The 16,168-nt window shown below is 46.3% G+C and carries 18 protein-coding genes; 15 read left to right on the top strand and 3 right to left on the bottom strand.

The genetic code is table 11. The features are described from left to right. Position 1: 1 nt before the first annotated feature. On the top strand, positions 2 to 1,864 hold the full coding sequence (locus IQ294_RS04725) for a cation:proton antiporter (RefSeq protein WP_238942657.1): 1,863 nt from the start codon (positions 2 to 4) through the stop codon (positions 1,862 to 1,864). 231 nt (positions 1,865 to 2,095) lie between these two features. Next, positions 2,096 to 2,419 carry an IDEAL domain-containing protein gene (locus IQ294_RS04730; protein ID WP_203332881.1) on the top strand — a complete coding sequence of 108 codons (324 nt, stop codon included), beginning with the start codon at positions 2,096 to 2,098 and terminating at the stop codon, positions 2,417 to 2,419. A 193-nt stretch (positions 2,420 to 2,612) separates the two neighbouring features. Here the strand turns inward: IQ294_RS04730 and IQ294_RS04735 are convergent, their stop codons facing one another. Next, positions 2,613 to 3,326: an SGNH/GDSL hydrolase family protein gene (locus IQ294_RS04735; protein WP_203332882.1), complete on the bottom strand. Its 714-nt coding sequence runs from the start codon at positions 3,324 to 3,326 to the stop codon at positions 2,613 to 2,615. Between the two features lie 209 nt (positions 3,327 to 3,535). On the opposite strand from IQ294_RS04735, the gene IQ294_RS04740 reads away from it, so the two are divergent. The 3 genes from IQ294_RS04740 (at position 3,536) to IQ294_RS04750 (ending at position 5,203) form a co-directional block, all read left to right on the top strand. Next, positions 3,536 to 3,856, top strand: coding sequence for a hypothetical protein (locus tag IQ294_RS04740; RefSeq protein WP_203332883.1), 321 nt, complete (start codon positions 3,536 to 3,538; stop codon positions 3,854 to 3,856). A 154-nt stretch (positions 3,857 to 4,010) separates the two neighbouring features. Next, on the top strand, positions 4,011 to 4,862 hold the full coding sequence (locus tag IQ294_RS04745; RefSeq protein WP_203332884.1) for an MBL fold metallo-hydrolase: 852 nt from the start codon (positions 4,011 to 4,013) through the stop codon (positions 4,860 to 4,862). A gap of 5 nt (positions 4,863 to 4,867) precedes the next feature. Continuing rightward, entirely contained in the window at positions 4,868 to 5,203 is a 336-nt protein-coding gene (locus IQ294_RS04750) for an SCP2 sterol-binding domain-containing protein (protein ID WP_203332885.1), read from the top strand. Positions 5,204 to 5,281: 78 nt separating this feature from the next. Here the strand turns inward: IQ294_RS04750 and IQ294_RS04755 are convergent, their stop codons facing one another. Then, the gene (locus tag IQ294_RS04755; RefSeq protein WP_203332886.1) at positions 5,282 to 6,691 is read right to left on the bottom strand and encodes a DHA2 family efflux MFS transporter permease subunit; all 1,410 of its coding nucleotides are present in this window, start codon (positions 6,689 to 6,691) and stop codon (positions 5,282 to 5,284) included. 401 nt (positions 6,692 to 7,092) lie between these two features. Between IQ294_RS04755 and IQ294_RS04760 the strand changes: the two genes are divergently transcribed. The 3 genes from IQ294_RS04760 to IQ294_RS04770 all read left to right on the top strand — a co-directional run bounded on the left by IQ294_RS04760 (position 7,093) and on the right by IQ294_RS04770 (position 9,555). Continuing rightward, entirely contained in the window at positions 7,093 to 8,355 is a 1,263-nt protein-coding gene (locus IQ294_RS04760) for an MFS transporter (RefSeq protein WP_203333305.1), read from the top strand. A gap of 113 nt (positions 8,356 to 8,468) precedes the next feature. Next, positions 8,469 to 8,705, top strand: a complete 237-nt coding sequence (locus IQ294_RS04765) for a WGR domain-containing protein (RefSeq protein ID WP_203332887.1) — start codon at positions 8,469 to 8,471, stop codon at positions 8,703 to 8,705. A gap of 181 nt (positions 8,706 to 8,886) precedes the next feature. Continuing rightward, on the top strand, positions 8,887 to 9,555 hold the full coding sequence (locus IQ294_RS04770; protein ID WP_203332888.1) for a DUF1643 domain-containing protein: 669 nt from the start codon (positions 8,887 to 8,889) through the stop codon (positions 9,553 to 9,555). 83 nt (positions 9,556 to 9,638) lie between these two features. On the opposite strand, the gene IQ294_RS04775 is transcribed toward IQ294_RS04770, so the two are convergent. After that, on the bottom strand, positions 9,639 to 10,373 hold the full coding sequence (locus tag IQ294_RS04775; protein ID WP_203332889.1) for a Bax inhibitor-1/YccA family protein: 735 nt from the start codon (positions 10,371 to 10,373) through the stop codon (positions 9,639 to 9,641). Positions 10,374 to 10,537: 164 nt separating this feature from the next. On the opposite strand from IQ294_RS04775, the gene IQ294_RS04780 reads away from it, so the two are divergent. From IQ294_RS04780 to IQ294_RS04810, 7 genes are all read left to right on the top strand, one after another. Continuing rightward, a complete protein-coding gene (locus tag IQ294_RS04780; RefSeq protein ID WP_203332890.1) occupies positions 10,538 to 11,536 on the top strand; it encodes a macro domain-containing protein in 999 nt (332 codons plus the stop codon). Between the two features lie 81 nt (positions 11,537 to 11,617). Continuing rightward, complete coding sequence (locus tag IQ294_RS04785) at positions 11,618 to 12,268, top strand: vWA domain-containing protein (RefSeq protein WP_203332891.1); 651 nt, start codon at positions 11,618 to 11,620, stop codon at positions 12,266 to 12,268. A gap of 136 nt (positions 12,269 to 12,404) precedes the next feature. Continuing rightward, entirely contained in the window at positions 12,405 to 13,295 is an 891-nt protein-coding gene (locus IQ294_RS04790; RefSeq protein WP_203332892.1) for a YsnF/AvaK domain-containing protein, read from the top strand. 70 nt (positions 13,296 to 13,365) lie between these two features. Next, positions 13,366 to 14,226 (top strand): YsnF/AvaK domain-containing protein, encoded by an 861-nt coding sequence (locus IQ294_RS04795; protein ID WP_238942658.1) that lies wholly within the window; start codon positions 13,366 to 13,368, stop codon positions 14,224 to 14,226. A gap of 186 nt (positions 14,227 to 14,412) precedes the next feature. Further along, positions 14,413 to 14,904 carry a DUF1648 domain-containing protein gene (locus IQ294_RS04800; protein ID WP_203332893.1) on the top strand — a complete coding sequence of 164 codons (492 nt, stop codon included), beginning with the start codon at positions 14,413 to 14,415 and terminating at the stop codon, positions 14,902 to 14,904. Positions 14,905 to 15,091: 187 nt separating this feature from the next. Continuing rightward, positions 15,092 to 15,679, top strand: a complete 588-nt coding sequence (locus IQ294_RS04805; RefSeq protein WP_203332894.1) for a TetR/AcrR family transcriptional regulator — start codon at positions 15,092 to 15,094, stop codon at positions 15,677 to 15,679. A gap of 241 nt (positions 15,680 to 15,920) precedes the next feature. Next, positions 15,921 to 16,118 (top strand): hypothetical protein, encoded by a 198-nt coding sequence (locus IQ294_RS04810; RefSeq protein ID WP_203333340.1) that lies wholly within the window; start codon positions 15,921 to 15,923, stop codon positions 16,116 to 16,118. Positions 16,119 to 16,168: the final 50 nt, after the last annotated feature.

The raw sequence follows: 16,168 nt of genomic DNA on the forward strand, positions 1-16,168 counted from the left end.
TTTGCTGCTGTTCATCGCTCCGCTCCTTTATAATGACGGCCGCAATTATCCCCGCGATGAATTATGGCGGATGAAAGGGGCTATCCTCTCCAATGCGATACTTCTGGTATTTCTGACTACGCTTGGCGGAGGCTTTTTCATCCACTGGCTGATTGATGAAATTCCATTGGCGGCCGCATTTGCCCTGGCAGCTATTTTGTCACCGACGGATCCTGTTGCAGTCAATGGCATTGCAAAGCGCGTCCGTTTGCCGAAGAAAGTATTGAACCTGGTCAGAGGGGAATCACTGATCAATGATGCATCCGGACTTGTCGCGTTCAATTATGCGATCACTGCTGTCGTGACAGGCTATTTCTCCTGGCAGGAAGCAGCCCTCGATTTTTCGTATAAATTTGTAGCCGGCGGGATTCTTGGCCTGGTACTTGCTTTGCTGCTCATCGGTATCCGGCTGGCGCTGCGGAGACAGGGCATCATCGATGTGACTTTCCATACGCTGCTGCAGATCCTTACGCCTTTTTTCATCTTCATCATCTCCGAAGATGTGCTGCATGCTTCAGGTGTCATTGCTGTAGTGGTTGCCGGCATCATCCATTCATTGGTGAGGGAACAGACAGCGACACTGGTAGCAGAAGAACAGGTACTGACAGAAAATATCTGGACAATTCTTTTATTTATTTTGAATGGCATCGTGTTCCTGCTGCTCGGAATGAGCATCCCGGCTTCCATGAGCGGGATTCTGGAAAATCCGGAAATGGGATTGGGCTTGATATTCTCTTATGTCATCGCCATCGGGCTCGTAATCCTCGGCATCCGTTTTATATGGGCATACCTTTTCTCCATTTATGAATACAATTATGGAAAAATCGCGCCTGATTCCAAGCCGAGTTTCAAAACTTCCTTGCTCGTCAGCCTGACCGGCGTACGCGGAACCGTGACAATGGTCGGGGTCCTGTCCATTCCGCTGCTCCTTGAGAACGGAGACGGCTTTCCGCAGCGTTCGCTGTTGCTTTTCCTGGCAGCGGGAACCATTCTGTTCACGCTGATCCTGGCTACAGTGAGCCTTCCGCTTTTGAACAGATTGCCGAAGGAGCAAAGTGTGACCAAACCTGAAATGAGTTTAGAAGAGGCAAGGAGAATGGTGCTGCTGGCTTCCTTGCAGAAGATCCGCTCTGAAATGAATAAAGAGAACGAATTGGCTGCATACGATTTAATCGATGAATACAAATGCAGGTTCGAGCAGCTCGATCCTTCTGAAAATCCGAAGTCGGAAGCCGATAAGGAAAGAGTTAGGAAAATAAATGAATTGAGACGGATCGGTTTAAAAACTGAAAGAAGCTTTATAAAGAGGCTCAAAGAGAACGGGGAAATGGACCGGAAAATCTTCAAGGCCTTTGAAAAGTCCTTTGACCGGCGGGAAGAAGTCGCTTCAGACAATATCCGTTCTTTTTCCCTGTATCTTCAGGGAAAACTGAGGAGAGCCTGGAACCATTTCAAAGGATCTGCCATCGAGGTGAATAGGAAGCCGAAGTCATTTCCTGAAGGACAGGAATATCAATTGCAGGCGCTCCAGGCAGCTGTGAAGGAACTGGAGAAACTGGCGGAAGACAAGGGCGATGATGATCTGCTGCATGAGGTCATTACAGAATACCGGCATAAAATCGCCCGCATGGAAAATCCGGACCAGTCGATTGCCGATAAATATGAAATTCAAAAAGAAGTGCTGCGGATCCGGTTACTGGATGTCGGCCGGTCCGAAATCTTCAGGCTTTACGAATCCGGATCCATATCAAGAGAAGAAGTGAAGGAATTGAGAAGATTCATCAATCATGTTGAAAGTGTGACGTTGTTTGAGCAGGAGGAGTAGTGTTTAATAACCGATATTCCGCAAAACAGCTTCGCGGGGGAGGATATTATAGATAGATGGACATGAGTGAGGTAATTATCCTGAATTCAGAGCATATTTATTGAGTTACGGTGGCAGGAGGAGTAATATTCGTTTTACCCCCTTCGAGAAGGATATAAATAGTTGAAGAGGGTATTGATAACTAGAATGCTAAAATATTTTTTTAAAATAGATTAAAAGGGGTGTTCAGAGATGAATGAAGAGAAAACAATATTGAAAACAAGCGATTGGGTAAAAGCGACTTCCATAAACGGTGAAATAATCATCGGCTTTATTGATTCGATGAGCATGGTACACGGTGCTGTGAACGTGACGGTAGCTGAAAGTGACAACGAAGCAATTATTGGCAAGACGATTCCACTGGCTGTGAAGCAGGTTGAAAGTCTGCAGCAGACGGTGCCGAAAGATACGGCACAGCTGGAGTATCTGATTGATCTGGCTTTGCAGACTGGGGATAAAGAGTGGTTTGAAGAGTTGACGAGTGAGTTGAATGGGAAGAAGCATGGAATCCAATAAATAAACGATAGATCGAACCTGTAAATTCCAGAACTAATTGGATTTACAGGTTTATTTTATTTGATCGATATGCGCACTATCGTCTCCTTTGAAATCATTACGTTTAACCGTTATGATTTATCATAGCATTAAAATGATAATATATATTTTAAGTAGAAGAACAGGCTATTTTGCTTATTCAAAGTAATCGCTGTCATTCCAACCCCAAAGCCTCCAACCCAATCTCCGCCAGCACTGCCTGACCTTCCGCAGTCGGATGGATGTCGCCCGCGATGATGTAGTCGGCCTGTTTCTCCTGATACGCTGAAAATGCATCGGCAAGAACGACATTTTCATGGCTTTCGGCAATATCTGTAAAGATGGCATTTATCTGGGGCAGCAGCGACTCGCCGATGTCATACAGTTCACTTGAGGGAGGCAGTGGATTATAAACATTATATAGAAGGATTTTTGCATCTGTTAATGACCGGATCTCATCGATCAGGGCTTTCAGATCGGCAGCTAACGGATTCGTGCTGAGCTGCTGAAGAAGGCTGTTGGCCATTCTCATCGGGTCATTTGAACTTTCAGTTTGTGCGTTCCCCAGGATCTGCAGCAAATCATTCCCACCGATGGTCATGGCTATATAATCGGCCTCCTGGACCTGTTCCCGGTACTCTTCGTCCTGCTGTAAAGCTGCTGTCACTTGCCCGGTCTGCCAGCCGGATACTGCAAGATTAGATACATCGAAACCCGCTTCTTCTCCGATCAAAACAGGATATGCCGCATGTTCGCTATCATCCAGATTAGCCCCGAATGTAATGGAATCACCTAAAGCGACAAGCTTCGCCGGCTCTATATCTTCCTGAGAACAAGCACTCAGGACTAAGGAAATCAAAATAATAAAAGCTAGCTTGATCTTCGTCATATCATAGCTCCTTCGCATTTTTCTGTTCATGATAACATGAATTTACTTGGCAGAACTAAAGATAAGCTGGGGAAACAATGCATTTTATTTGAATGTTCTGATAGTATCGGTGGTATAAATTTTTGGATAGGTTATCCTTACAATATGGTGATAATTCAAGCAGCGCATAATGTGACATGATGAATTTTAAATGGGAAGGAGCTGCTCGCATGGAAGCAATTATGGATATACTTGAGATTTTATTGCCGCTTATTTTTGTTTCCGGAATTGCACTGTTTGTCGTGTTCCGGTTAAAAACGAAACAGCGGACTGGCACGCTTGGTGAGAAGAAGAGTGAAAATGCACAGGTTCTTCTGAACAGCCTGATCCCACTCGGCCTGATGTTCGGTGCTATGCTGGGTGCTGCCACAAGCTGGTTTCTGCCGTTCAGTTTACTGACAACGATCACCATGGGGAGTGCACTCGGTTATTTGGTCGGCTATTTCGCTTACGAAGCTTACAGTAAGAAAGAGGAAAGTTATACGAATTGAATAAAACGATAAAGCAGCCGCTTGCTTCCTACAGAAGAGCAAGCGGCTGCTTTTCTTCATATAAAAAAATATGCGGAAGAAGATTTATTTTTCTGTCTTTTTAAGTTAAAATTGAATGGCCACTCATTTTTAGGGATATGAAAGGAGCAGACGCATGGTGTTCAAAAAGCAGATGCAGGCAGGTGAACAGGATGGCGTGTCCTGGCTGAACGGCCAAGTGAAGTTCCAGCGTATTTCGTTGAATGTCTACAGTTATCTGGTTGACGGTGTGCTGATTGATACGGGCGGGGCATCCTTACATAAGCAGTTTAAGCCATTTATCGATGAGGCGGATTTCGACCAGGTCATGATCACCCATTCCCATGAAGATCATTCGGGAAACGCCGCCTATATCGAACAGACGAAGAACGTACCGATTTATCTGAGCGAAAAATCAGTGGATGCATGCGCGCAGAAAGCGGATTACCCGCTGTACCGCAAGTTGTTCTGGGGGAAACGGGAGCCGTTCACTGCAAAGCCGATGCCGGAAATGTTCAGTTCGAGGAATGCCGAATGGGATGTCATCGATACACCGGGGCATGCCCATGACCATAAGGCTTTCCTGAACCGTGAAACCGGCCAGCTCTTTACCGGGGATCTTTTTGTCAACCCGCGAACGAAAATTATTCTGGCAGAAGAGGACATTCCCTCAATTATCCAGTCGCTGGACCGGGTGCTGTCCTATGATTTTGGTGTGCTTTATTGTAATCATGCTGGCATTATTCAAGAGGGAAGAACAGCCCTGGAGCAGAAAAGGGAGTATTTGAATTCTGTCCGCTCGGAAGTGCTCGATCTGCATAAGAAAGGGCTTCCTGCAGAGGAAATCCGAAAAAGACTGTTTCCGAAGCAATATCCGCTCATCAAAATTTCCGGCAGGGAATGGGATTCGCTGCATATTGTCAATTCGATTGTGAATGGTGAAAATCGTGCGCTAGAACTGAAAACTAAGAAAATCATTGGGGGATGAAATGAATGACGAATGCTACACTGAATGAGACCATGCAGCAAATTGAAAAGGAAATCAATCAAAATCCGGAGCCGATCGCATCGATGGATACGGTTTATCAATTCGAAATCGACGGGGAAGCCTATCAGCTGCAATTGAAGGATGGCCAGGCGAAAATACTGGAACATAAAGTGGATCCAAACTGTACCCTGGTCATGTCCTATGATAATTTCAATAAATTCCTGGCAGGCAAACTGAACGGCATGGCCGCATTCATGACCGGGAAATTAAAAATTCAGGGTGACATAACAAAAGCATTGAAGCTTGAGACTATTGTGAAACAGTATGAGCTGGATATCTGAACTCCCTTTATAGCGAGCTGTTTTATCGATGGATTTAAAAACACACCTATCCGATACGGGATAGGTGTGTTTTTGACTTTATTCTGCTTCCGCCCGGTTATTCTTAATGAATACGGAACCGATCAAACCGATTATGGCAGCTGAGAGCACTGCATAAAATGCATAATGGACGCCGTTAGCCAAAAACTCCGGCGGGGAGGAAGCCCCGAATTCCACGATAAAGTCGTTTTGGCCTGCAGTGAATAATGTGATGGCAATTGCGGTTCCAGCAGCACCGGCGACTTGCGTCAACGTGTTCATGGCAGCTGAACCATCTGCGAACAAATTGCGCGGCAACTGGTTCATCGCATGGGTTTGCGCTGGCATGATCGTCATGGATATCCCCAGGAACAATACACATAGCGCCGCAATTATTTGCCATACGGGAGTTGTTGCGGAAAGGAACAGCAGAAACATGATTGTCCCCGCTGTGATGAAACCGAAGCCGAGACGTGTAAAAGTACGGGCGCCGACGCGGTCAAAATTCGAACCGACGACCGGGGCCATGATGATATTCAAAAGGTTGGCCGGCAGCATCAATAACCCGGCAGCAATTGACGTATAGGCGAGCACACTCTTCAGGTAGATCGGGATCATGATGGCGACGGACAAGATCACAAACAGGGTCAGGAACATCAGCAGCGTGCCAAGGGCGAACATTGGATAACTGAAGACACGCAGATCGACCATCGGATGGTCCATGTTCAGCTGGCGCAGGATGAACAGCATTAAGGCGGCTGCCCCCATCGTCAGTGGAGCCCAGACAAGCGCATCTGTAAATGGTGTTTCAGCCAAAGTTGAAAGTGAAAAGATGATGCCGCCAAAAGCGATGGTGGATAAGAATAATGACAGGACGTCAATTTTAGGCTTGGTGATATCCGACACGTTTTCAATCTTCAGGGCACTAAGCAGCAAAGCGATATTTAATGCCACCATCACCCAGAAGATATAATGCCAGCTGCTTGCGCTGATGATCAAACCGCTGAGTGTAGGGCCCAAAGCGGTGCCGGCTGTAATGACCAAGCCGACAATGCCCATCACCGCTCCGCGTTTTTGGATGGGGAAAATCAGCATGATGACACTGAACATGAGCGGCAGGAAAATCCCGGTGCCGACCGCTTGTATCAATCGTCCAGTCAACAGGAAGGAAAAGCTTGGCGCCATTGCAGCAAGCGCTGCGCCCAGGGAGGAAATCACTAAAGCTGCGATGACCAGCTGACGCGTGCTGAACCAGCGCACCAAATAGGCGGACAGGGGCACCAGAATGGCCAACACCAGTAAATAGCCGGTGGTCAGCCATTGGGCGGTGCCCGCTGTGATCGAATAATCTTCCATGATGTTTGTGAGAGCCATATTCAACGCAGTCTCACCGAATAGGCCGATGAACGAGCCGAGCATCAAAATAGCGGCCATTAATTTTGGTCTTTTAACTTGTACATGTGAATGCATGAATGGAGTTCCTTCTATCTATCTAGTTTTGGCTTGCAGGCGATGGCAAATGTTTGGCTGCTTGGCACCGGCTGTACACCGGAGCATGACATTATTTTCTCTAAAACCGAACCGCCTATCTGCAACTATACAAAATCATCAGGGGAAACTCAATAGCAATTTTCCAAAATAAGGATAATTATTCCTTATTGTATACATTTTGTTCCAAATTATTTTTTGCTACCAATGGACTATTAGCCCGTCCATCAGAAATGGATTTCAGGCAGGCCTTCATTTTCATATAAGCTATTGATGAATTCCGGTTTACCGTCCATACTTAGCGTATTGATCAATAGAAAGAGGGAAGTGCAGTGGCTCAGGAAAAAGAAGTTCGAACGTCGGCAAAGCGCCGGACAGACTTGATGAAACAGTATGTGGATTCAGCTGAAATGCAGCGGCAGCTTTACCGGAAAACCTTGTGGATTGTCGTTATTTCACAGATTCTAGGTGGCGCTGGCCTTGCTGCAGGTGTCACAGTCGGGGCACTCCTTGCGGAAGATATGTTCGGCGACGCGATCTTCGCCGGTATTCCGACAGCTCTTTTCACATTGGGATCGGCAGGCGGCGCTTATGCGGTCGGTAAAATATCGCAGAAATTCGGAAGGCGTCCAGGTTTGTCTGCCGGATTTTTCGTCGGTGCGGCTGGCGCAGTCGGAGTCATCCTTTCAGCGGTAGCGGATAATTTACCGATGCTGCTGATTTCGCTGCTGTTTTATGGATCCGGAACGGCGACCAATTTGCTTGCCCGTTACGCCGGTACGGATCTTGCCAGCGCCAAACAGCGCGGCAAGGCGATCAGTATTGCGATGGTGTCCACCACATTCGGTGCTTTTGCAGGGCCCAATTTGGTGGGGGCCATGGGCCGTTTCGCCGAGTCCATAGGCGTCCCGGCACTCGCGGGACCTTTCATCCTGGCCGCTGCAGTGTATTTTTTGGCGTCCCTCGTGCTCTTCACATTCCTGCGTCCAGATCCGCTGCTTGTCGCACAGGCGGCAGCAGTCAAAAAAGGACAGGATGATAAATCCGCCAATAAACAAGCAGCCGAACTGCCAGTGATCAATAGCCGGGGAGTATTCCTTGGCGCTACTGTGATGGTCATTACACAACTGGTCATGGTGGCCGTCATGACAATGACACCTGTCCATATGGGCCATCACGGCCATAGCCTCGGCGCAGTCGGCATGGTGATCAGTATCCATATCACGGCAATGTATCTGCCATCACTTTTGACAGGAATCCTGGTCGATAAAGTCGGACGGACAGCCATGGCTGTTGCGGCAGGCATCACACTTCTTTCTGCAGGTATCGTCGCAGCCTTTGCGCCCGGCAGTTCTTTGCCGATGCTGGTTCTTGCTCTCGCACTTCTCGGCCTCGGCTGGAATTTCGGATTGATCAGCGGAACAGCTTTGATCGTCGATTCGACGTTGCCAGAAGCCAGGGCGAAAACACAGGGGACGGTCGATGTGCTGGTCGCATTGTCGGGTGCAGCGGGCGGAATGCTGTCGGGCATGGTGGTCGCAGGGTTCAGCTATACGGTGCTGTCGCTCGCTGGAGGATTTCTGGCGCTGCTTCTCATACCGGTGGTTGTCTGGTCGCTGGGAAGGAATAAACCTGCAGCTGATTGAACTGGATGAAGAATTATTGACGGCAGGTGGGAGTCTGGAGCTCTCACCTTTTCTATTGAAGATATTTAAATCGAAACAAACCTATTGAGTCTTGAAAGAAATGGAGCAGGGAAATGGAAAAATCATTGGTGTGCAGAACGTTAAAATCCAATAAGTTCTGGAAGATAAAAGTGTCAGGTAATTTTTTCATTGTTTCATACGGAAGAATGGGCACTTTGGGATCGGTCAATTCAAAGGAATTTCCGACCCCTGAAAAATGCCTTATAGAAGCGGAAAAGATGATCCATTCCAAACTGAAAAAAGGATACAGGGAAATAGAAGAAGGCACTTTTTCCGGTCACATGAAATAGAAGAAATTCGCGGATCTCCTGCTCTGACGAACAGAAAGTTAGAATAATCAAAAAATATTTGCGAACATAAGTTCTGTTTGCTATAATGATTTTATATACATATGGAATGGCGGATCACTTTGCCGCTCATTCCCGGGGATGCCTCTTCAATCAAGACCAAAAATTTGAAGGAGGTTTTTTCATGTTTAAAAACAGTAAGGAATTGGAATCGATTTTTTCGGCAGAAGCGGTTTTCTACAAATTGGAAACGAATGGACGGATCCATTTATGCAGGAGTGTGGCTGCGATCCGGCGGAATGGGGTGTGGCAGGAAGAAGCGGATGCGCTATTTGTTCTTCTGAACCCGGGGAAATGCCTGCCTGTGGAAGGTGAGGAAAGTATTTCGCTGCCTTCAGGGGAGCTGGAATCCCTGCCGATGGTGCCGGCAGCTCCCGATAATACGATGTTTCAGCTGATGCGCCTCATGGAACGGATGGGATGGAATCATGTCCAGATCATCAATCTGACGGATATAAGGACGGCCAAATTCGAAGAATATAAGGCTGGCCAGCAATGGATGTCCGGTCACAGGTATAACCGTCACAGCATCTTTTCCATTGACCGCTACCACGAATTGCTGGACCGTGTAGAAAATGCGGAAACCGTGATAGCAGGATGGGGAACAAAACCGCAAATACTGTCTGCCGCTACCGAAGCGAATACAATTTTATGGGAAGTCGCAGAAGTGAAGGGGCTGCGTTTCAGACAGCATCCACTCTATTATCATCCATTCCCGTGGCTCCAGACAAAATGTATGATGTGGCTCGATGATATGGAGGCGCAGCTGAAAGCGGTACGGGAAATGGTCTGAAATAAATTCCAGGAAAAAGCCGCAAACGGATTATCTCCATTTGCGGCTTTACAGCATTTATTGGATTGCATCGTGGATGATCATCACCGGCTCCGGATTTTCGACAGCAGCCGCAGGATCTCCAGATACAGCCACACCAATGTGACAAGCAAACCGAATGCGCCATACCATTCGAAGTATTTCGGTACGCGGTTGGCTGAAGCGTGTTCAATATAATCGAAATCGAGCACCAGATTCAGCGCGGCAATAATGACGATGACGATCGAAATGGCGATGCCGATTGGCGAAGCTTCATGAAGGAAGGGCACGGAGAAGCCGAGAAATCTGCCGATGAACGAGATGACATATACAAGGAAAATCGCACCGGTTGCCGCCACGACTCCGAGACGGAAATTTTGTGTCACTTTGATGAGTCCTGATTTATATGCCAATAGCAGACTGACCAGTACGGCGATCGTCAACAGGATGGCCTGAAACACGATGCCGCCGTATTGAGCTTCGTACTGTGCAGAGACGGCTCCGAGAAACAGGCCTTCCAATAAAGCATATAATGGCGCAATGAATGGCGATGCTTTCGGTACAAAAATAGTGATCAACGCGATGAGCAAACCGCCGATTGCCCCGATTAATATCAACGGCAATACGTTTTCCGGGCTGGTAGCGAACTGATTCCAGGAGTAGACGAAGGTGATCAGCACCAGCAGGATCAGTATCAGCGTCTTATTTACTGTCCCGCCAATGGTCATCGTTTCACCTGAGCCGGAATTGTCGAAGTTTTCGAATGCATCTTTTTTCAAACTTGGATTTCCGCTTCTCAAAATTAACACCTCTTTTCCATTTCTTGAGCAGAGTTAATTATATCCTGAATGGGCTGATCCACCAACTGGGAATGACAGTTGCTGGATAGCTGACATCAACGGATATGATAAAATGAGAGAAACTAGCTGGAAAAAGAAAAGAGAGCCAAAAAGGGGATGCGGACATGCCACTCGAAATTGTGCGGAATGATATCACCAAGATGAATACGGACGCCATCGTCAACGCCGCCAATTCGGGGCTGAAAATGGGCGGCGGCGTATGCGGTGCCATTTTTAATGCGGCCGGGGCGTACCAGCTTCAGGAAGCTTGCGTGCGCATCGGCTATTGCGGAATCGGTGAAGCGGTTTGGACCGATGCGTTTGCGCTGCCTGCCCGGTTTATTATCCATACAGTTGGGCCGGTCTGGCAAGGAGGGACCCATCATGAAGAGGCCATGCTGCGGAATTGTTACCGGAATTCATTGGAACTGGCGTTATCGATCGGCTGTAAGTCGGTAGCATTCCCCCTCATCTCCACCGGTATTTTTGGCTACCCGAAAGAACCTGCTCTGAAGGTCGCCATTTCAGAAATTGCTGCATACCTGGAAAATCATGACATGCATGTATCGCTAGTGGTGTTCGATAAGCAGTCCTTTGGCATCAGCAAAAAACTTGTTGAATCGATTTCTTCCTTCATTGAGGAACATGAAGCGGCTGCGATGGAGGAAAAGCATAATCGCCGGCGTTTCTCAGATGCACCGGAGATCATCTCGCACAGCCTCGAGCAGAAAGTCAGGTTGGAATCCGATCTGGGCGAAAGCCTGGAAGATCTGTTGGAGAATATGGATGAATCGTTTACCTCAGCTTTATTCCGCCATATCGATGAAAAAGGCATGACCGACACGGAGACTTATAAAAAAGCCAATATCGACCGGAAATTATTTTCGAAAATACGCAATTCCCCTGGATATACACCGATGAAAAAAACGATATACGCATTTGCTGTCGCTCTCGAACTGACGGTTCCGGAAATGGAGGATCTTCTTCGGAAAGCTGGCTATGGCTTGTCCCGCAGCCATAAGTTCGATTTGATCATCCTGTATTTTGTGGAGCGGAAAATTTATAATATCCATGAGATCAACGAAGCTTTATTCGCATTCGACCAGCTGCTTCTGGGGGTATGAAATGTCGCTTCCGAAGCGACCTATTCGTAAGGGCAAAGAGCTATCCTTAAGATGTAAATAACTCTTAGGGAGGCACTTTAAATGAGAAAAGACAAGACAGAATTAATTTTTATCCTGGATAAAAGCGGGTCGATGGCAGGTTTGGAACAGGATACAATCGGCGGGTTCAACGCATTGATCGAGAAACAGCGGAAACTTTCCGGAGATGTGCGGGTCACAACTGTGCTGTTTAACCAGGCATATGAATTGCTGCATGACAGAATTCCGCTGGCAGGAGTTTCGCCGCTGACGGAAACTGAGTATGCAGTAGGCGGCACGACTGCCCTGCTGGATGCAATCGGGTTTGCCATACAGAAGGCAGCGAATGCCCAAAAAGGGGCTGGAGAAGATCAGCGTGCAGACCGAATCATGTTTGTCATCACGACAGACGGCATGGAAAACGCCAGCTGTGAATATGATTATAAAAAGGTCCAGGAGATGATCGGAAAAATGAAAGGTCGATCCGATTGGGAATTCATCTTTTTGGGTGCGAATATCGATGCCATCGCCACGGCGAAGAAATTCGGGGTAAAAGAGGAATTCGCCGTCAATTATCATGCAGATGCTGAAGGCACAGAACTCAATTTTAACGTTTTGAGCGAAGCGGTCTCTTCCTTCCGGATAGGTAAATCCATCGATCCAAGCTGGAAAAAAGAGATAGAAAGAGATTTCAGTTCGCGCAGGAAAAAATAGGTCCCGTCGGCAGCCCCTTCCAGGAAGAGGGCTGTTTTGTTTTGTGCGGACCTGGTTTGTTTTGATCCAAAAGGCAAAGGGTAGTGAGTCTATAATGGCTAACCTAATCCAAATCGAATGATGGAGGTATAGATCAATGGAGAAAAAAGGTGCAAAGCAATTCGGTTTCTTCGGTGGGCAATTGGAGGTTCAGGATAAGATTGAAGAATTGAAGTCCGAAGGCTACCCATCAGATAATTTATATGTTATTGCGAAGGACAATGAACAGATCAATGGATTGCGCTCCTTTTCCGGTGTCCATTTCAGTACGGAGCAGGAAGGGGATTGGATCGATAAATTCAAGGATCTTTTTTCCGGAAACCAGTCACTGATAAATGTTTTTGAAGAAATGGGATTCACGCGGGAGCAATCTGAGGACTATAACCGCCGGATTGAAAATGGCGAAATATTTTTATTTGCCGATGATGAAGAATACAGCGAAGTGCGGAACGCTGATCCTGGCAGCAGGGAAGAGCTTTTCAAATCAGGCAATTACTACTCTGATGATGGGCAATCAAAGGATGGCAGCTCAGACAGACCGCCGATCATGAGCCGAACCGAACGGCGCAAGCAGCAATCCGGATCTGGTGAAGAGAGTCTTTTTCTTCATGAAGAACAATTGGAAGTCCATAAGGAACGTGTGCAGACCGGTGAGATCAATGTCAATAAACGCATAGTGGAAGAACAGCAGGAGATGGATGTGCCGGTTGAAAGGGATGACGTCGTGGTTGAACGGAGACCGGTGGATGACTCTGGCGATGGAAGCAGCGATATCAGAACGGAACCTTATCATGTCGGAGACGAACTCCATATTCCGGTTGTTGAGGAACGGCTGGTGGTTACTAAAAAGGAAGTTGTGACAGAGGAGATTGTCATTACGAAAAGAAAAATCAGTGATACGGAACACATTTCTGAAACGGTGAGGCGTGAAGAAGTGGATATCGATGAAAGCAACCTGCCGGATGGCGACAGGCCACCTAATGTTTAACCCGATTTTCAGCGGGTACACAGATACTAGCTTCATCAATAAAAACAAACAATTCATTGGAGGTTTTAAGATGATGAACAATAATCACAACAATGACAAACTTGTAGGCACTTTTGAACTGCAGGCGCAGGTATTCAAGAAAATCGAAGAATTGAAAGAACAGGGTTACCGTGAAGAAGATATGTATGTAGTTGCCAAAGACGGTGCAAATGTCGATACATTGAAAGGGACCTCCGGGATCAACGTTACATCCAGTGACCATGACAGCAATTGGAAAGATAAATTCAAAAATCTATTCTCAAGTGACGATACGGAAAGAAGTTCCTATCGCAGCATCAATGATGATACTTCCTATGACTCGGATTATGGCAGCCATGTAGAGAACGGCCGTATCCTTTTATATGTCGATCGTGATTATGCGGGCACATCCGGAACATTTACTTCCGGCACTGCAACAGGCGCAGGGACAGACCGCACGCGGAGTGATTTCTCGGATACTGCAGCCGGTACCGAAGAAAGCCTGAAACTGCACGAGGAGCGTCTGAATGTCGATAAAGAACGTGTGCAGACAGGTGAAGTGAATGTCGGCAAGCACGTGGTGGAAGAAGAGCAGACAGTTGATGTTCCGGTTGAACGGGAAGAAGTCTATGTCGAACGGCGCCCCGTGAATGAAGCGAGTACGGATTACGGCGGATATGACGATAAAGATTCCATCAATGTCGATGTCACTGAAGAGCGTTTGAATGTGACAAAAGACGATGTAGTCAGTGAAGAGATCGTTGTGGGTAAACGCAAAGTCCAGGACACTGAACATGTCCGTGAAACGGTGCGACGAGAAGAAGCGGATATCGATGAAGATACACTGAGAAATGAAGGCACAGACCGCGATAAAGGCTTGTTTGACGATAAAGACCGCAATCGGGGATTATAAAAACCTCATATTCAATGCAAACCCGCTGAGAGATTTCAACTCTCGGCGGGTTTTTTATGAAGATTTTTAATGAGGAAAACCCTGTATGTGCAAATATAAAATCCATTGCCTTAAATATTATCCGGAACCCATTACGCATTGGTCCGTATACATATAAGAAGAGAAGAAGAGAGGGGAGGGGAGTTTATGCAGAAACAACCGAGGATTAAACTGCCGAAATCCGGCTTTGCCAAATTTTTGGATTTCCTGACAATCATGCTGTTTCTGGCAGTACTCATTTATTTGATCATTGAATTCCCGGGTTTGCCTGACCGGGTACCGGGGCATTACGATGCGAGCGGAACGGTGGACCGCTGGGGCAGTAAAATGGAGCTGCTGATTCTGCCGATCGTGGCAATCGGTTTATGGATCATGATGACGGCAGTGGAAAAATTTCCGCATACCTTCAATTATATGAATATGCGTGAAGACAATATTGAAGCGCAATACCGCAATGGCCAGCTCATGATAAACGTCTTGAAGAATGAAAGCGTCCTGCTGTTTGCTTATCTGATTTTTCAGGGAATAAGGGTAGCGGCAGGGGAAGCAGAAGGATTGAGCAATTTTTTCATGCCGATATTCCTGGTTGTCATTTTCGGAAGTATGATCATATTTATGGTAAGGATGTTCCGGCTGTAGACCGATCGGATACTCATAAACCCCAGTTATCCAATAACCCACAGATAAAACAGGTTATCCACAAACCGGCTAAGTTATCAACTATTTGATAATACAGTTGTATTAAATAAAGCTTCGGAGGAGTTCTTTTTCAATACAGGTGTATTATATTTATTGAATTATAGAAGTATTCTGATAAAATGGATATATGCCAAAACTAATAAATATTGAAGAGAAGAAGCTGGATATTGCACATGCCGCGTGGAGAATTCTATTGAAGGAGGGTATGGACGGTGTATCTGTAAGGAATACTGCAAAGGAGGCCGGGATTACGCTTGGAGCCCTGCGTTATTATTTCACTACACAAGAAGAACTGATCAATTATACGGAACAGCTGGTACATGCAAGTCTTGCTGAAAAAACGGCTGAACTATTCATGGTGGATTTGCCGCCGAGGGAAAAAATACTTAAGTTATTAAATGGCCTGTTACCGGACAGGGACGGGAAGGATCCTGCTGCAGAAGCCCGGCTGATTTTCAAATACCATTCCAAATACTTGGGAAGTGGCTATAAAAAAAGCGAGGACAGTGTCTATCAGGCCATAAAATCCATCATGTCGAATCTGATGATGCTTAATATGCTGAAGAAAGATGTGGAGTTGAGCCTCGAAACGGACCGTCTTTACGCATTGATGGATGGGTTGGCGATGGATGCGCTGCTTGAGAGGACAGGGGACAGGCCACGAAAATACAACTTGATGCTTGAAACGCATTTGAATTCCATATGCAAGGAATAGGGCGGAAATCTTTGTTGATTTCCGCTCTTTTATATTTTGCAGTTTAATTTAAAAGTTAAATAGTTATACAGAATTCGTATAACGTGAGATTGGAAATTAATAAGTTTACATAACAAAATTACATAAGAATAGGAATGGTTTAATAATCTCTGAAAGAAGGTATAAATCATTAAACTTTCATTTCTCTCAGTTTTGAAATAATATTAAGAAGCATCCTATCCTGAATGAGGAGTTGATACCAATGAGTTTGGAAACGATCAAGGGTTCAAGCATGATTATCAAGATGACGCGCAAACTGATGAAAGAAGGCTGGTCATTCACTCCCAATGAATTTGATGTCATCATCAAAGCTGAGAATAAGGCTACCGGTGAGTCAATTCACTTTCCATCCATCGGGAACCTGAAGACCTGGATTTATCAAAAAGCATTAAGTTATTGACCCATATAAAAATCCCGCACGCCTGAAATCGGTGTGCGGGATTTTTTCGT

Source organism: Planococcus beigongshangi (assembly GCF_016820495.1).
Lineage (GTDB): Bacteria > Bacillota > Bacilli > Bacillales_A > Planococcaceae > Planococcus > Planococcus beigongshangi.

What these genes read in the sequence shown, in the direction of transcription:
- IQ294_RS04730 (WP_203332881.1), top strand. Translation starts at nt 2,096, where the DNA reads ATGAATGAAGAGAAAACAATATTGAAAACAAGCGATTGGGTAAAAGCG.
- IQ294_RS04735 (WP_203332882.1), bottom strand. Translation starts at nt 3,326, where the DNA reads ATGACGAAGATCAAGCTAGCTTTTATTATTTTGATTTCCTTAGTCCTG.
- IQ294_RS04740 (WP_203332883.1), top strand. Translation starts at nt 3,536, where the DNA reads ATGGAAGCAATTATGGATATACTTGAGATTTTATTGCCGCTTATTTTT.
- IQ294_RS04745 (WP_203332884.1), top strand. Translation starts at nt 4,011, where the DNA reads ATGGTGTTCAAAAAGCAGATGCAGGCAGGTGAACAGGATGGCGTGTCC.
- IQ294_RS04750 (WP_203332885.1), top strand. Translation starts at nt 4,868, where the DNA reads ATGACGAATGCTACACTGAATGAGACCATGCAGCAAATTGAAAAGGAA.
- IQ294_RS04755 (WP_203332886.1), bottom strand. Translation starts at nt 6,691, where the DNA reads ATGCATTCACATGTACAAGTTAAAAGACCAAAATTAATGGCCGCTATT.
- IQ294_RS04760 (WP_203333305.1), top strand. Translation starts at nt 7,093, where the DNA reads ATGAAACAGTATGTGGATTCAGCTGAAATGCAGCGGCAGCTTTACCGG.
- IQ294_RS04765 (WP_203332887.1), top strand. Translation starts at nt 8,469, where the DNA reads ATGGAAAAATCATTGGTGTGCAGAACGTTAAAATCCAATAAGTTCTGG.
- IQ294_RS04770 (WP_203332888.1), top strand. Translation starts at nt 8,887, where the DNA reads ATGTTTAAAAACAGTAAGGAATTGGAATCGATTTTTTCGGCAGAAGCG.
- IQ294_RS04780 (WP_203332890.1), top strand. Translation starts at nt 10,538, where the DNA reads ATGCCACTCGAAATTGTGCGGAATGATATCACCAAGATGAATACGGAC.
- IQ294_RS04785 (WP_203332891.1), top strand. Translation starts at nt 11,618, where the DNA reads ATGAGAAAAGACAAGACAGAATTAATTTTTATCCTGGATAAAAGCGGG.
- IQ294_RS04790 (WP_203332892.1), top strand. Translation starts at nt 12,405, where the DNA reads ATGGAGAAAAAAGGTGCAAAGCAATTCGGTTTCTTCGGTGGGCAATTG.
- IQ294_RS04795 (WP_238942658.1), top strand. Translation starts at nt 13,366, where the DNA reads ATGATGAACAATAATCACAACAATGACAAACTTGTAGGCACTTTTGAA.
- IQ294_RS04800 (WP_203332893.1), top strand. Translation starts at nt 14,413, where the DNA reads ATGCAGAAACAACCGAGGATTAAACTGCCGAAATCCGGCTTTGCCAAA.
- IQ294_RS04805 (WP_203332894.1), top strand. Translation starts at nt 15,092, where the DNA reads ATGCCAAAACTAATAAATATTGAAGAGAAGAAGCTGGATATTGCACAT.
- IQ294_RS04810 (WP_203333340.1), top strand. Translation starts at nt 15,921, where the DNA reads ATGAGTTTGGAAACGATCAAGGGTTCAAGCATGATTATCAAGATGACG.